Genomic DNA, 15,632 nt, shown 5'->3' with positions numbered 1-15,632 from the left:
CATGCGGACCCCTCCGTTTCAACTTGCACGCTCGAGCACGCCCGGCCTACGCGATGCGTGCTGTCAGCCGACCGAATCCGATCTTCGCGCCTCGCGTCGTCGCGCGCGTCTTGCCGAACTGGATTCGCATCTGCATTGCTCGGTAATCGGCACTTGTCTTTCGACGGGCGAGCTACGCAAGCTCGTGCCCAAATTCACCGATCTCGACCGCCATCGCGCGAGCGATCTGGAGATTCATCACGCCGCTGTCGAACTCGCGATTGCGGGCGGCGCGGGCGCGAAGGCGCTGAACAAGGCGCTCGACGAACGCTATTCAGGCGCGATCCGCCGTTTTGACGCCGCGCGCGATACGCAGGCGCTGCTCGATCTGTGGAACGAGGCGCTGAAGTCCGGCGATATTCCGCCCGCGTATTGGGCGGTGATGTCGCATCCGCACGCGACGATTGCAGTGCGCCAGTCCGCGTTCGGCGAACTTCATATGCTGTCGCATCTCGTCGGCGCGGCGAATCGCGCGGATATCCGGCGGCTCGTCGCGCTCGAAGCGGAGAATCAGGAGCTTAGGGAAAAGATCGATCGGCAGCAGGCGCGTCTTTTCGAACTGAGCGCGGAACGCGATGCGTCCGTCAGACAGGCGAGCGAGCACGCGCTGCAACTCGCAGCGTTCGGGCAACGCAAGGCGGATTTGCCGACGGCGCAGCTCGAAGCCGAAGTCGAGCGCCTGCGCGAAAAAATCGAGGACGGTGAACGCAGGCTCGCGCTGCACACGAGCCGCCGCGAAGCCGCCGAGCAGCGCGCGCTCCGGGACGAGGACGAGACACGCGCATTGCGCAACAAGCTGGGCGAAGTTCAGGCGCTGCTGAAGGTCGTACAGGCCGAGTGCGCGGCGCTGGAACGCGCGACGCTCGGTGCCTGCGATCGCCCCGACGTGCGCCGACGCGCGATGGAATGGGTGAGCGGCAGGCGCATCGTCTATGTCGGCGGAAGGCCGAATTCGAATGCGGTGCTGAAGGCGCTGGTGGAGGCCGCGGGCGGCGAGCTGATCGTCCATGACGGCGGAATCGAAGATCGCAAGGGCTTGCTCGCGGCCGCGCTGCCGAACGCGGATGTCGTGCTGTTTCCCGTCGATTGCATCGATCACGATTCGATGAGCATGCTCAAGCGCGTCTGCGACCGGCATGGCGTCGAGTATTCGCCGTTGCGCACCGCGAGCGTCGCGAGTTTCGTGGAGTTCGTCGGACGGCTCACGATTGGCGCGCGTGGCGGTCAGGCGAGCGCGCCGCCGCCGTCGGCGTTCTGCTTACGACACGGTTAGGGCTTGAGCAACTGCGTGAGCGATTCGATCTGCTCGGCGCACGCGGCTTGCGCCTGTGTTTCGACATCGCGATAAAGCCGCACGATGCTTTCGCCGACGGGCGTCAGCACGCAGCCGCCGCCGCTTTGCCCGCCTTGTTCGGAGATGGTCGCGGGCGATTTGAGCGAGCGATTGAGCTCGTCGATGAGCAGCCACGCGCGCCGGTACGACATGTCGAGGCTGCGCGCCGCCGCCGATATCGAGCCGTGCTTGCGCACCGCTTCGAGCAGCGACACCTTGCCCGGACCGATGGCGATGGTCTCGCCTTTCGTGATGCGCATGCGAAAGCGCACTTCGATCGGCTGGTTCGCCGCGTCGGTGTCTGATGCGTTTTCCGGTGTTTTCAGGGTCGTCGCCATGCCCGAGAGGATACACGAAGGAAATCGGAGGGGCGTTTGACGAGGGGCTTGCGGGCGTTATCGGTTGTCCGGATAGGACGGCAGCGGGGAATATGCAAGGCCGTGTTTGCGACATGCATGTAGCTTGGGCTGACGGGAGGCGCGAGGTGGTCATCGCGGACGGTCGATGATCGGGTAGAGAGATGGGTGCGACTGCCCGAGCGGCGCTTGCATTTCGTTACGCCAGTGGAAGTCGCGCTCGCCCGTTAGCATCTGCTTGCCGTCGAAGCCGCGCGCGTTCCAGCGTTGCCGATCGCGATGTCATCGACGCGGAAGAGTGTGCCCGGTAAATATTGGCGGTGGGATGTCGCTACGTAGCGGAACGGATGGCTTGCCACCGGGAACCAGCAACGAGAGGGTAGGGGCGAGCACCGCCATGCGATAACAGTAGGTCGCGCCGCTTGGCTTGCTATGAGCGCGACGCCGGGTACATATGCCGCGGCTGGCTCGCCGGAATCTTGTGACCCGCTGCGATCCGACGCCCGTACATCTGTCGGACTGTGCCAAACCCCGCGCCCGAATCGAGATCCGCCACCGGCACCACCAGACACCCGTTCAAGTGTTCATGGCCCGATTCCCGATACACGCCCACACGCTGCAACTTCGCGCGCACTTCCTTTCCTTCGCGCGAGTAACTCGGCGGCAAGCGATACGTCAGGCTCTTGTTCGCGTACCCGAGCCGGAACGTATCGCTTGGCCGATGCCGTCGGACTGTCCGTGCTTCAGGTTCACCGCTACGAAGGCGGCGCTTCACAACCCACTCTTGATACGATTCGAAGACTGGCTGTTGCGCTAGGCGTGAGCGCCGATGCACTGGTGTTTGATGAAGGCGAACGCGGCCCCGATGAGGCGCTGCGCTATCAGTTCGAAACGATTTCGCGCATGTCCGAGCACGAGCAGCAGCTCGCTCGCGAACTACTCGATGCGCTGATCGTCAAGAGCCAAGTGACCGGCGCGATTGCGCGCGTCACGGCAGCCGAAACCGCCGAACGCAAGCCGCGCAAAGGCCGCTAAAGAGGAGAGTTTCAATCCGTAAACGAAGCGCGGGCCGTAACGGCTGCAACCGATACGACCCGCTGACCACAACCAGCTCAATTAGGGAGCTAATCATGGCTGATACCGATCTTAAATCAAACTTGAGCGTTTCCCAACGCTTCATGATCTGCGACGCCGCTGTGCGTGAGTGCGACATCAAGACCGCTCACAATCGTGGCAAGTACGAACGGCCCATTCCCGTGCCGTACATCCGGCTCATGGGCAAGTGGCTTGCTCAGGCCGGCTTCAAACCGCGCAGCCGCGTGTGCGTTCAGGTGGAAGACGGACGGCTCATCATTACCCCAGCTTGAACGACGCTACAAACGACAAACCCGGCTGCGGCCGGGTTTGTCGTTTCATGTTTCTAACTTAGAAGCTTTTCAATCAACAAACCTCCCAAGATGACCAGAACGATCGCTCCAAATACGTAGTAGGCGCGCCGCTCTCCTGGACTCATACGCTTCCACTCTTCGTCAGTGGGTCCTCTCATAAAACCCCCTTCATTGCTTGGAACCTCCTATCGGAACGGAGTGGCTCCACGGAGTAACGCCAAACGTAAATCCTGACGGCGTCGTTACCCCTATTTCGACCGCCGTCGCTCCTCCGTAGGCATGCGTTACCGCACCGAACGCATTGACTTTCCATGGAGTCGGAATGGAAACAAATGCCTGATTTCCGTCTCCGTTCATAAATGCATTCGTTGAGCTTGCATCGCGCGCACCGAATATCCAGCCAAGGCTGCTTGTAAAGCCGGGAGACCAAGAACCCGGTGGGAACGTCTGGGTAACCCCAGCAGATACGTATCTTGTCCCATCGTAAAGGTTAAAGCCCGAACTCTTCATCTCATGCGTTTCATCGTGATGTCGATCGTCCTGCGACGCGTCGATGATCACTTCCGCGCCCGTCCCCGTCACGTTGCCTGCTGCGAGCACGTCCGAACCCGTGATGTGCAGCGTGTTGCCCGCCTGCACCGTCACGTTGCCGCCCGTACTGCCGATCAGACTCGCGTTGTTCGTCGCCGACGAATCGTTGACCGTGTCTTTCTGGTCTTGCGTGCCATACGAAATGCCGATGCCCGCCGTGCCAAAACCCGACTTCCTTTCCTGGTGGGACGCGCTCGACTGGCTCGTGTCCTGCGTCGTGGTGATATTCACATCATGCGCAGCGTTCAAGCTGACATCATTGGTGACCACGATCGTACTGCCCGCCACATTGATGTCCCTATCGCTTGCGATCGTCACCCCATCGGCGGAAATCAGGCTGCCCCGATTCAAGGTGGTCGTCGTGGAGCTCGAACTCGCCACCTCCTTGCCGCTCACGACATTGCTATGGCTATGCGTTTCCTGCGAATTGTCGACGTGCGTTTCAGTCGCCGCGCCGATATTGACGTTGCCCGCAGCCGCCAGCGTCGCCTTGCCTTTATCGAGGCTGATCGCGCTGCCCGTCAGATTGATATCCTTGCCTGACGCAACGGTAAGCGAATCGCCCGCGTTGAGGGTAGTCGCCGTCAGCCTGTCATCCGACCGATGCATCGACTCCGCGTAACTGCCGTGGCTGTCGCTGCCCGAACTGTTGCTGTCGATGGTCGATGTCGCCTTGGCCGCCTGCAGCGTCACGTCGCCCTTGACCGCGACGACACCGCCACCGCCCAGGTCGATGTTCGCACCGGTCGCGGTCAGATCGCCTCCGACACCGATCTCCGACACACCACCGACGACCACCGAGCTGCCCGTCATCTGATTGATGTCGGTGTTCGACACGCCGTTGGCGCGCTCGACGACCTTATGTTCGCCCGTCTGCGCCGCGCCGAGGTTCCAGTCTCCACCCACGGTCATGTCGAGGCCGCCGCCCACGTTCAGATTGCCCGCGTTCTGCTCGACGTTCCCACCGGTCACGATGAGCGCGTTGCCCGCCACGTTCAGGTTCGCAATTGGTCCGAGCGTCGTCGTGGTGCGCGTCGCGCCCGTCGCGCTCACCTGATCGACCGTATTGACCGCCGTATTGAGGATCAGGTCGCCGCGCCCGCCTTCGTGCCGCCCGCATTGCCGCTCAGCCCGCCGATCGTCACGCCGGAGAGCGCCTGGCCGGGCGCAAGTCCGAGCGACGGAATCCCGGCATTGGCCGCCGTATTGTCGATGCTGACGCCCGTACCCGAGAGCGTGCCGCCCCCGACGAAGCTCGATTCGTAGCTCGGCAGCGCATAAGTGCGAATGTCAGCGGGCGCGGCCTGCGTGTAGCCGCCCGGTCCGCCGCCCGCGAACGGCGCATCGCCGAACGGCAATGTCCAGTTGTGCTCCGAGTTGTCGTAGTTGTTGTAGTGGTAGTAGCCCGAGTACGTTACCTGCACTTGCGGCGCACTCTGGCCCCGCCAGCTGTTCTGGTCGAGCGAGACTGGCATCGAGAGATCGCCCGCCGCCGCCACTGCGCTCCAGTAGTTCTGAAACAGCCCCACCGACGACGCATCGCCGGCCTGCGCCGCCAGAATCCCGCGATTGCTGACGCCCACACCGTATTCGTTGGATGTCAGATAGATGCGATTCGAATACATGCCACCGAGCGCGCCGACGTCGATCGCCACCGACGGCGCCGGACCAGTGCCCGCGATCGGCGTAGCGTTGAGCGTGTCGTGATCGATCTGATTCGCGCCCGCGACCACGTTCAGGTTGTTCGCATAAATCGCCGCGTTGGCTTGAATAGCGCGACTCAGCAGATCGACCTGATCGACGTTCGTCACATTGAGACCGGCGCCTTGTACCGTGATCGTCCCGCCTGTGACGTTGAAGCCCGTCAGATTCCCCGATGGCCCGAAATTCGGCGTTCCGGTCGTCAACACGGCTCGGGACGTATTAATGAAACCCGCGCCGTCGACCAGAATCCCTTGCGGATTCGCGACGACCACCTCTGCGCGCGATCCCGCCACTTCGAGATACCCGCGCAATTGCGACGGCGAATTACTCTGCACCTGATTGACGATGATCCGCGCCTCACGACCGGGCGTCAGATTCGGATTGCCATTCACGTATCCGGCCTGTTGCGTCTGCGTGATGGTTGCAGCGTTATTCAGGATCGCGCCCTGGCGCTGGACGTCGAATTGTGAATAATTGTTGACCGACACGCCCGCCGAACTGGGTCGCGAGATATTGACTTGCGGCAACCCGTTTTGCGTCTGTATGACTTGAGCGCCCGAGCCGGGCACCGCGACTATCTGTGCAATTGACGGCGCGCTCAGGATGACATTGCCGATAAGGACCATCGCGGCGAGAACGAGCGCGCGCAATGCGGGCACGGGCCCGGCGTGATGAGAGCGCGTCGCGGGACGACGCGCGCCGGGCGCGGTGCGATGAGCGCTGGCGAAGTCCGCGACGGCGACGAGCATATGCCGCACGCGGCTATAGACGAGTTTGTAAAAACCCTTATTCATGATTCTTTTCGGGATTGAGTCGGCGGGGTCAGCGTCTGCGCGCCACTGCTTAGCGGCAGAGAACTCCGAATTTTCAGCCATCCTTAACTGAAAATTCATACGGATAACTCTGAAAGAAGAAACGCCTCGCGAGATGCGAGGCGTTTATTCGAGTGGGAAATTCTGAGTTTGGAACGAACGAGCGCGAGTCCCGGTCTGTGCGCGGCGATCTAGGGCGTGTCCGGATACCGGATCACAAAACCTCACATCGCGGACAACCCGGCGCACACGTCGTCTCAACGCCTCGCGCAAGCGCGACTTCCTTCGCCGAAGTGATCGTCGCGCCGATTTCCCGCGCGAACAGCATGCGATCGGCCGATCCGTTCATCGATGCGACGCACCCAGAACGTGGGCATCGACGCGCACGAGGCGCTTCAGATGGCGCGGCGCGCGCACCGTGTCCGCGCCGGAAACGAGCACCGGCAATCCGTCCTCGATGCCAAGTTCGCGATCCTCGCACTCATACGCGACAATCACCTGCGCGCCGATCGGCGTATTGAAAAGCTCGTGCCAGGAGAACGTCACCGCATAGCCATCGTGCGCGTGCGCGAGGAACACGGTGCGCTTGAAATCAGTGTTGTCCGGCCGGCGCACGCCCGCGGCGTCGAGCAGCACGCGCAATGGCACGCCGCGATAGCTTCCCATCGGTCGAATGTAGCGGCCCGTCGAAAAGCACACGAGATCGAACGGTTCGATGCTCACGCGCCCGAATTCGCGCATTGCGGCGACATCGAGCGTCAGCGGCCTTTGCACCGCGCCGCCGATCTCGATATATGGGCTACTCGAATTGCTCTGGCTCGATGACGACATGATTCCTCGAAACATGGGGTCGCGCGAAATGGGTTATATCCGGGAATATATTACGATGTCGCACCGATGACATTTCTGTCCGCACATAATCGGCATGCCCGGCGCACGATTGGGCAACAAAATGGGCAAACTTGTACTGTTCTACCCGCGAGAACGTCGCAGCCGGCTGAGCGATCCGCCCAGCCGGCATCCCGCTCCATCCCATCAACGAGAGAGGATTGTCATGCCGTTCGTCACGACCAAAGATAACGTCGAAATTTTCTACAAGGATTGGGGCCCGAAGGACGCGCAGCCCATCGTTTTCCATCACGGCTGGCCGCTTTCTTCCGACGATTGGGACGCGCAATTGCTGTTTTTCGTCCAGAAGGGATATCGCGTGATCGCGCACGACCGGCGCGGACACGGCCGCTCGTCGCAAGTCTCGGACGGTCACGACATGGATCACTACGCCGCCGACGCCTTCGCGGTCGTCGAGGCGCTCGATCTGCGCAACGCAATCCATATCGGACATTCGACGGGCGGCGGTGAAGTCGCCCGCTATGTCGCGAAGCACGGCGAACCGGCCGGACGCGTCGCGAAGGCGGTCCTCGTCAGCGCTGTGCCGCCGCTCATGCTGAAGACGGAAGCCAACCCGGAAGGCCTGCCTATCGACGTCTTCGACGGTTTGCGCAAAGGGCTCGCGGACAACCGCGCGCAGTTCTTCGTCGATGTGCCCGCAGGTCCGTTCTACGGCTTCAACCGCCCGGGCGCGACGGTGCATCAGGGCGTCATCCAGAACTGGTGGCGTCAGGGCATGATCGGCAGCGCCAAGGCGCACTACGAGGGCATCAAGGCGTTCTCGGAAACGGATCAGACCGAAGATCTCAAGTCGATCTCCGTCCCCACGCTCGTTCTGCATGGCGAGGATGACCAGATCGTGCCGATCGCCGATGCCGCGCTGAAGTCCATCAAGCTGCTGAAGAACGGCACGCTGAAGACGTATCCGGGCTTCTCGCACGGCATGCTGACCGTCAACGCGGACGTCCTCAACGCAGACCTGCTCGCATTCGTGCAGGGCTGATTCACGCAGCCGGCGCGGACATTGTTCGTCCGCGCCGGCATCTCTGTTCAAGGCACACGGCTTTTTCCCGATTGGAAGCGCGCTTAAAGTGGCCAACTCCAATCTAGCCTCAGTGCCATCATGCAAATCGATACACCAGCAATTGCAGCATCGCCGGAAGGACGTTCGACGTCGATGCGCCAATGGCTCGCCGTCATCGCCGTGGCCGTGAGCGCGTTCGCGTTCGTGACGGCCGAATTCCTGCCCGTCGGCTTGCTGCCGCAGATCGCGCACGATCTCGGCGTGTCGCCCGGCGTCGCGGGTCTCATGGTGACGACGCCCGGCGTCATGGCCGCGATATTCGCCCCGACGCTCATCGTCAGCGCGGGCCGAATGGATCGGCGATATGTCTTCCTGCTCCTCACCGCCGTCCTTCTGATCGCGAACCTCGTCAGCGCCGTCGCGAACAATCTGCCGGTCATGCTCGCGGGCCGCGCCATGCTCGGCGCCGCGTTGGGCGGCTTCTGGACCCTTGCGACCGCCGCCGCGCCGCGACTCGTGCAGCCGAAAGATGCAGCGAAGGCCACCGCGACCATTCTGACCGGCGTGACGCTCGCGACGGTCGTCGGCGTGCCGCTCGGCACGTTCATCGCGTCGTTCGCGTCGTGGCGTTTCTCGTTCGCGGCGACGGCGGGACTCGTCGCCGTGGCGCTGATTGCACAGGCGCTGCTCGTGCCTTCGTTGCCGTCGGCATCGGCGTTGCGCATCGCCGATTTCAGAAAGCTGCTCGCGCGTCCTCACACGCGATTGAGCATGCTGATGGTCGCGCTCGTTTTCGGCGCGCATTTCTCGACCTACACGTACATCGCGCCGCTGCTCGAACAGGACTTCTCGTTGAGCACGATCACGCTGCTGCTCTTCGGCTTCGGCCTCGTCGGCTTCTTCTCGAATGCGCTGATGTCGATGGTCGTCTCCGGTCATCTCAAGAAGTCGGTCGCCGCGATGGTGTTGCTGCTGCTCGGCGCGATTTCGTCGATGCTGCTGCTGGAGCACTCGATCATCGGCGAAACGGCGGGGATGCTGCTGTGGGGCATTGCGTTCGGCGCCTTGCCGCTGTGCTTCAGCGTGTGGATTCAGCGCGGCACGGCGGACTTGCCCGAAGCGGGTTCCGCGATGTTCGTGAGCATCATCCAGGTGGCGATTGCGGTGGGATCGGCGGTCGGCGGCACGATCGTCGACCGGGCGGGCGTACACGCTGATTTCACGTTGGGACTCGCGCTCGCGCTGCTCGGACTCGTCGCGCTGCAACGGCTGGCGGCATGGGAACGGCCGGCCCGGGCGTCCGCATTCAAGCGCGGATACGACGCTTCGCCGGATTGACCTGTCGCAAGCCGCGCTATATTGGTCGTTCGGTCCGACGCCCTTGCGCCGGGCTCATCGACGGGAGAAGCGCATGAAGCGTCGGCTGATGGCGGCAATCGCAATGACGATGTTCCTCGCGGCGTGCGGCTCCGTCGCGCCGGACGCGGCCGTGCAAACCGTCCCGCTCGCGGGCACGCCAAACGGCGTCGCAGTGCGCGATTCGGACGGCGCCGTGTTCGTCACCGACGACCGGACCAACGGCGTCGTGATGACGTCGCATATCGGCGAAGAGGACGCGCCCGCGTTTTCGCTCTACGCGCGCATTCCGGCAGCCGAGGGCGAACGCACGAGCCTGAGCCAGATCGCGTTCGCGCCGAACGGTCATCTGCTCGTCGAGCAATTCGGCTTCGGCACGTCGGCCGCGATCTACGATGTCGCGCCGAGCGGTCAGGTCGCGCTCGCATCGGACACGAATTCCGCGCGGCGGCGTGTCGGCCTGCTCGTGCTCGATGGCGGCACGTTTCTGTCGAGCTGGTTCATGGAGGAGGGTGGCGCGCCGGCAGAAGGCGGCGTCAGCGTGATTACGCGTGGCACGGCGCCGCGGCAGGTGATCGAGCGCGACATCGTCACCGGATTGGGCAAGCCGGTCGGCTTGGCTACGGTCGGCGACACGCTCTACATCAGCGATCAGGCCGCGAACCGCATCTATCAGGTGGACTTGCAGTCGGCGCGGGCGGCGAGCGCGCCCGTGCCGGCGAGCGATGTCTTCGCGACGGTCGAAGCGCCCGACCTGATGGCCGCGACGCCCGACGGCCGGCTCTTCACGAAATGCGGCGCGCACGCCGTATGCAGCATCTCGAAGCACGGCCGCGCGACGGTCATCGCCGACGATCTGCAATCGCCGCGCGGCGTGGCGGTGGACGTCGCGCGCAAACGGCTCGTCGTCGTGGATCGGTCGAGCGCCCCGGACAAGCCGAGCGCGCTGCGCGTGGTGCCGATCAAATAGCGACGGTGTCGCTCATCGCGGCGACGACCATCCCTTATAGCTGCCGACGTTGTCGCGCGTGACGAGCGTCGACGGCAGCAGGATCGTCGAGTTGGCGGGCTTCTTGCCGTTCATCAGATCGTAGCCGACGCTCACCGCCTGCTGCGCCATCGCCCACGGATCCTGGCTCGCCGACGCCTGAACCATCGTGTCGGTCTTGAGCGCGGTTTCGATATCGGGCGCGCCATCCACCGACGTAATCACGATGTTGTTCCGATGCAGTTGCTTCGCCGCGAGGTCCGTGCCGATCGCTTGCGGATCGTTGATCGCGAACACGCCGTCGAGCTTCGGGAAACGCGTCAGATAACCCTGCATCGCGTTCATGCCGCCTTCGCGCGAGCCTTTCGCGTCCTGATCGTCGGAAAGTACCTTGATGCCCGGGTTCTTCGCGAGCACGCTCTTGCAACCGTTCACGCGATCGATCACCGCCGACACTTGCGGCCCGTTCTCGATCACCACGTTGCCCTTGCCGTTGAGCTTCTTCGCCAGATAATCGCAGGCAATCTCGCCGGCCTGCACATTGTTGGTCTGCACGGTCGCGTCCGCGCCGGCCGCCGCGACGTCCACCGCGACCACGACGATGCCCGCCTTCTGCGCCTTCTTCACCGCCGGCTCGATCGCCTTCGGATCGACGGCGTTCAGCAGGATCATGTCGACCTTCGCCGAAATGAAATTGTCGATCTGCGTGAACTGCTTGTTCATGTCGTAATCCGACGAAACAGCCGTCACCTTCACGTTCGGATTGAGCGTTTTGGCCTTCGCTTCCGCGCCCTTCGAGATCGTCACGAAGTACGGATTGCCGAGGGAGCCGACCGTGATGCCGATGGACTTCAACTGCTTGTCGGCGGCGTGCGCGGATAGCGACATCGTGAAACCGAGAGCGAGTGCGACGCTGGCGAAAAGCTTGTTGTGTTTGCGCATGTTGTTGTCTCCGGGGTGGTCCATATTTTTGAGGGCGGGCGCAAGCGGACCCGAATGCGCCCGGTTTAGCCAGATCAGGTGCGAGCCGAGCCGCGCTGACGGTAACGATCGAGCGCCACCGCGCCGATGATCACGAGGCCCTTGATGATGTACTGCCAGATATCCGACACGCCGAGCAGCACGAGGCCGTTGGAGAGCACCGCGATGATGAGTGCGCCGACCAGCGTGCCGACGATCGAACCCACGCCGCCGACGAAGCTCGTGCCGCCGAGAATGACCGCGGCGATGGCGTCGAGTTCATACGACTGGCCGAGTTGCAAACCGTTCGCGGCGTAGAGACGCGCGGCCGACATCACGGCGCCGAGACCGGCGAGCAGGCCCGAGATCGCGTAGACGAAAAGCTGGATGCCCCACACCTTGATGCCGGAAAGACGCGCCGCTTCCGGATTGCCGCCGACCGAATAGATGCGCAGTCCGAGCACCGTGCGTCGCAGGATGAACCACGACACCAGCACGACGAGCAGCGCGATGATGACGAGCCAGGGCACGCCGAAGAGCGTGTCGTTGCCGATGAACGCGAACGGCAATTGCGGATTGAAGATCGTCGTATCGTGACCGATGAGCCGCGCGATACCGCGCACGGCGGTCAGCGAACCGAGCGTCACGATGAACGGCGGCAGCTTGAGCAGCGCGATCAGCAATCCGTTGATGACGCCGAAGCCGAGACCGACGGCGAGCGCGGCGGGAATGCCGAGCCATCCCCATCCCGGAATGTTCGATGCGAGCAGTGCGGCGACCGCGCCCGCCGAGAGAATCGAGCCGACCGACAAGTCGATGCCGCCCGTCAGAATCACGAAGGTCATGCCCGCCGCGAGCACGATGTTGATCGATGCCTGCTGCGTGACGATCGACAGATTCTGGAAGCTGAAGAAGCCGTCGGTGACGATGCCGAAGCCGATGCACAGCAGGATCAGCACGGGCAGCATGCCCGCGGTTCGCATCAGCACCTGCATGCGTTCGCGATGCTCGATGCGGTTCTGCCGCTGCGATACGCTCTCCGCCTTCGCAACCGGCGCGCTGTCGTGGTGTTTCGTCGTGTTAGCCATGTCTCTCTCCAGATATCCTTTAAGCCGCCTGATCGAGCGCGACCTTCGAGCCCGTCGCCAGTTCGATGATCCCTTCCTGCGAAATCGGCTTGCCGGAATGGCCGCCGAGTTCGCCCGCGATTTCGCCTTCGCGCATCACGAGCACGCGGTCCGCCACGCCGATCACTTCCGGCAGCTCGCTCGAGATGACGATCACGCCGACGCCCGACCGCGCGAGATCGTTGATGATTCGATAAATCTCCGACTTCGCGCCGATATCGACGCCACGTGTCGGCTCGTCGAGAATCAGCACTTCGGGCTTGGTTTCGAGCAGGCGCGACAGCAGCACCTTCTGCTGATTGCCGCCCGACAGCGCGCCCACGTTCACGCGCATGTTCGGCACGCGGATGGTCAGCGCGGCGATGGCGTCCTTCGCGCGCGCGTTGCCGCGCGGCAGGTCCATCACGCCGGCTTTCGCATCGCGTCCGGCGACGGTGATATTGATGTTGTCGCGCACGCTCATGTCGAGGAAGAGGCCCTGGCCCTTGCGGTCTTCCGTCAGATAGACGAGACCGGCATCGATCGCGTCGCGCGGCGTGCGCAGCTTGAGCGGCTTCCCGTGCATCGACACTTCGCCGCGTATCGCCGGTTCCGCGCCGAAGATCAGACGCGCGAACTCCGTGCGTCCCGCGCCGACGAGTCCCGCGATGCCCAGCACTTCGCCCTTGTGCAGATCGAGGCTGCATCCTTTCACGCGATTGCCGTCCGCCATATCGCGCACGGACAGCACGACGTTGCCCGGATCGTAAGGCGCGTGCTGCTTCTTGTAGAAGCCGGAGATGTCGCGGCCGACCATCATCTTGACGAGGCTGTCGGCGGAGAGTTCGTCGCGCATCAGCGTGCCGACGTACGCGCCGTCGCGCAGCACCGAAACGCGGTCGCTCAGTTCATAAATCTCCGCCATCCGATGACTGATGTAGATGATCGCGATGCCTTCCTCGCGCAGTTGCCGCACGAGCTCGAACAGGCGATCGGTTTCGCGCGAGGAGAGCGGCGTGGTCGGCTCGTCCATCACGAGGATGCGCGCGTGAGCATGCACGGCGCGCGCGATTTCGACGAGTTGCCGCTCCGCGATCGACAGGTCGCCGACGAGCGTATGCGGCTTGAAGTTCGCACCGAGACGCTTGAGCACGTCGGTGCACCCGCGCTCCATGCCCGCGCGATCGACGAGCCTGCCGCGCCGCAATTCGCGCCCCGCGTAAATGTTCTCCGCGACGGAAAGATTCGGCGCGAGGCTCAGTTCCTGATAGATCACCGCGACGCCGAGCGCGCGCGCGGCGAGCGGCCCGTCGATGGTGACGGTCTTGCCGTCGATCAGGATTTCTCCGCCCGCATCGGCCTGATACGCGCCCGAGAGGATTTTCATCAGCGTGGATTTGCCCGCGCCGTTTTCGCCCATCAGCGAATGCACTTCGCCGGGATAGACCGACAGACGCACGTCGTTCAACGCGCGCACGCCGGGAAAGGTTTTGCTGATGCCGCGCATTTCGAGCAGCGGCGGTCGGCTGGAAGCATCATGCGGCATGGTTCATCTCCTGCGGTTTGATGCCCGCGTGGCGGATCGCCGCGCGCGGTGAGAAGTTGAAGAACATCGGCAACGTGGCCGCGCCGATCGCGCCCGCATCCGGGCCGAAGGAGCCGCGCACGAGCGTCGGGGTGCCGCGCGCTTCGGGCGCGTTGGCGGCGAGCGTCGTCGACAGACGTGCGACGAGCTTGTCGAGGAGGCCGCCGTCGATGTCGGAATCGATCACGACCATCGGCACGTCGAGCACGCAGAGCGTCGCGCGCAGGGCGGGCGCGAGCGCTTCGATGCAGTCGTCGATCCATTCGTCGACGGCGGGAAGACTGCGCTCGATGCAAGCCTGCAGATCGACGCGGTTATCGGCCGCGGCGCCACAGTAGTTGAGATGCCGCACGAGCGCGTTCAGCGATGCGCGCGACAGCAGGATGTCCCACTGGCCGGCCGGTTGCGGCGCGGACGGCAGGCGGCTCGGCGGCACCGGAATCACGCCGATGTCGCCCGCATTGCCCGACGCGCCGCGCAGGCAGTCGCCGTTGATCGCGATGCCGCCGCCAATCGCGGAGCCGAGAAAGAGATAGACGAAGTCGTCGCAACTGCGGCCGTGGCCGTAGAAAAGCTCGGCCGTCGCGGCGGCGTTGCCGTCGTTTTCGCTGAAAACCGGCAGCGAGAGCGTGCGCGCCAGTTCATCGGCGAAATCGGTTTCGTCCCATGCGCGGAAGCGTTCGGCGGGCAGGCCGAGTTCGCGCAGCCAGCTGCCGAGATTGAAGGGCTGCGCGATGCCGATGCCCGTCAGCCGCTCGCGCTCCGGCTCGGAAAGCAGGCGAAGCATGCTTTTGACGTCGCGTTGCACGATTTTGAGCACTTCGGACGGATGCGGCAGGATGGCGTCCAGCGCGCTGCGGGCGAGCACGTCGCCGGCGAAATTCACGAGCACCGTTTCGATGCCCGTGCGATCCAGCCGCACGCCGATACCGAACGCGCCGCGCGGATCGAGCCGGATCAGCGACGCGGGCTGACCGCGCTGGCCTTCGAGACGACGACCGGTGTATTCGATCAGGCCCGCATTTTCCAACGATTCGACGATGCTGCCGACCGCCGTGCTCGTGAGATTCGCGTGACGCGCGAGATCGGCCTTCGATGCCGGCTCGGTGCGCCGCAGCGCCTGCAACAGCAGACGTTCGTTGTACCGGCGCACGCTCGCGGAATTGCTGCCTCTGCCGCTTGGGGATTTCACGCGCTGTCTCCGAAGTAGCCGGCCATCGAGTCGTGGCCATTAAATAAATCAAGTTGATTTATTTAAGACCGACGGCGCGGCGAAGTAAAGCAGGGAAATCCCGAAGCATTTTGTTCAGCGGAATGCGAAACGCGCTGCGCGACCATTGCAAACCGCGGACCCGGTGCGCTTTCACACTAGGCGATGCAATCGTCAGTTCCAAGCTTTGCGACACGGCTTTGCAGCCAGCTTTCGACGCGCGGCGCGCGCAGCGTCGTGCGGATCGATGTGCTATCGTCGGCGACACTTTTCGACACATTGGCCGCCGTTT

12 protein-coding genes and 2 pseudogenes are annotated in these 15,632 nt (G+C 63.5%); 6 read left to right on the top strand and 8 right to left on the bottom strand.

Features of this window, described 5'->3' with window-relative positions:
* Position 1: 1 nt before the first annotated feature.
* Positions 2–1,312, top strand: a complete 1,311-nt coding sequence (locus NCS67_RS24065; protein WP_250436913.1) for a DUF2325 domain-containing protein — start codon at positions 2–4, stop codon at positions 1,310–1,312.
* Here the strand turns inward: NCS67_RS24065 and NCS67_RS24060 are convergent.
* Positions 1,309–1,710: a winged helix-turn-helix domain-containing protein gene (locus NCS67_RS24060; RefSeq protein ID WP_008349149.1), complete on the bottom strand. Its 402-nt coding sequence runs from the start codon at positions 1,708–1,710 to the stop codon at positions 1,309–1,311. The genes NCS67_RS24065 and NCS67_RS24060 overlap by 4 nt on opposite strands.
* Positions 1,711–2,442: 732 nt before the next feature.
* On the opposite strand from NCS67_RS24060, the gene NCS67_RS24055 reads away from it, so the two are divergent.
* Together NCS67_RS24055 and NCS67_RS24050 are read left to right on the top strand one after the other, a co-directional pair.
* Positions 2,443–2,763: a helix-turn-helix domain-containing protein gene (locus tag NCS67_RS24055; protein WP_250436911.1), complete on the top strand. Its 321-nt coding sequence runs from the start codon at positions 2,443–2,445 to the stop codon at positions 2,761–2,763.
* A gap of 95 nt (positions 2,764–2,858) precedes the next feature.
* On the top strand, positions 2,859–3,095 hold the full coding sequence (locus tag NCS67_RS24050) for a SymE family type I addiction module toxin (protein WP_250436910.1): 237 nt from the start codon (positions 2,859–2,861) through the stop codon (positions 3,093–3,095).
* Positions 3,096–3,284: 189 nt separating this feature from the next.
* Here the strand turns inward: NCS67_RS24050 and NCS67_RS24045 are convergent, their stop codons facing one another.
* The 3 genes and pseudogenes from NCS67_RS24045 to NCS67_RS24035 form a co-directional block, all read right to left on the bottom strand.
* Positions 3,285–3,626, bottom strand: coding sequence for a polymorphic toxin type 22 domain-containing protein (locus NCS67_RS24045; RefSeq protein ID WP_250436931.1), 342 nt, complete (start codon positions 3,624–3,626; stop codon positions 3,285–3,287).
* A 27-nt stretch (positions 3,627–3,653) separates the two neighbouring features.
* Positions 3,654–6,205, bottom strand: a pseudogene (locus NCS67_RS24040) (two-partner secretion domain-containing protein); the annotation flags it as partial.
* A 363-nt stretch (positions 6,206–6,568) separates the two neighbouring features.
* Positions 6,569–7,054, bottom strand: a complete 486-nt coding sequence (locus NCS67_RS24035; RefSeq protein ID WP_250436909.1) for a molybdopterin-dependent oxidoreductase — start codon at positions 7,052–7,054, stop codon at positions 6,569–6,571.
* A gap of 223 nt (positions 7,055–7,277) precedes the next feature.
* Between NCS67_RS24035 and NCS67_RS24030 the strand changes: the two genes are divergently transcribed.
* The 3 genes from NCS67_RS24030 (at position 7,278) to NCS67_RS24020 (ending at position 10,461) form a co-directional block, all read left to right on the top strand.
* Positions 7,278–8,114, top strand: coding sequence for an alpha/beta fold hydrolase (locus tag NCS67_RS24030; RefSeq protein WP_250436908.1), 837 nt, complete (start codon positions 7,278–7,280; stop codon positions 8,112–8,114).
* A gap of 120 nt (positions 8,115–8,234) precedes the next feature.
* Positions 8,235–9,473, top strand: a complete 1,239-nt coding sequence (locus NCS67_RS24025; protein ID WP_033536488.1) for an MFS transporter — start codon at positions 8,235–8,237, stop codon at positions 9,471–9,473.
* A 73-nt stretch (positions 9,474–9,546) separates the two neighbouring features.
* Positions 9,547–10,461, top strand: coding sequence for an NHL repeat-containing protein (locus NCS67_RS24020; RefSeq protein ID WP_250436907.1), 915 nt, complete (start codon positions 9,547–9,549; stop codon positions 10,459–10,461).
* Between the two features lie 12 nt (positions 10,462–10,473).
* On the opposite strand, the gene NCS67_RS24015 is transcribed toward NCS67_RS24020, so the two are convergent.
* The 4 genes and pseudogenes from NCS67_RS24015 to NCS67_RS24000 form a co-directional block, all read right to left on the bottom strand.
* Positions 10,474–11,367: an ABC transporter substrate-binding protein gene (locus tag NCS67_RS24015; protein ID WP_404989962.1), complete on the bottom strand. Its 894-nt coding sequence runs from the start codon at positions 11,365–11,367 to the stop codon at positions 10,474–10,476.
* 128 nt (positions 11,368–11,495) lie between these two features.
* A pseudogene (locus NCS67_RS24010) lies at positions 11,496–12,446 on the bottom strand (ABC transporter permease subunit); the annotation flags it as partial.
* A gap of 100 nt (positions 12,447–12,546) precedes the next feature.
* Positions 12,547–14,091 (bottom strand): sugar ABC transporter ATP-binding protein, encoded by a 1,545-nt coding sequence (locus NCS67_RS24005; protein WP_175982674.1) that lies wholly within the window; start codon positions 14,089–14,091, stop codon positions 12,547–12,549.
* A complete protein-coding gene (locus NCS67_RS24000; protein WP_175982673.1) occupies positions 14,081–15,322 on the bottom strand; it encodes an ROK family transcriptional regulator in 1,242 nt (413 codons plus the stop codon). Before NCS67_RS24000 ends, NCS67_RS24005 begins: the two co-directional genes overlap by 11 nt.
* Between the last annotated feature and the right edge of the window lie 310 nt (positions 15,323–15,632).

The sequence above is a fragment of the Caballeronia sp. ATUFL_F2_KS9A genome (assembly GCF_023630765.1).
Classification (GTDB): domain Bacteria; phylum Pseudomonadota; class Gammaproteobacteria; order Burkholderiales; family Burkholderiaceae; genus Caballeronia; species Caballeronia zhejiangensis.
This window is presented reverse-complemented; position numbering and strand designations above follow the sequence as displayed.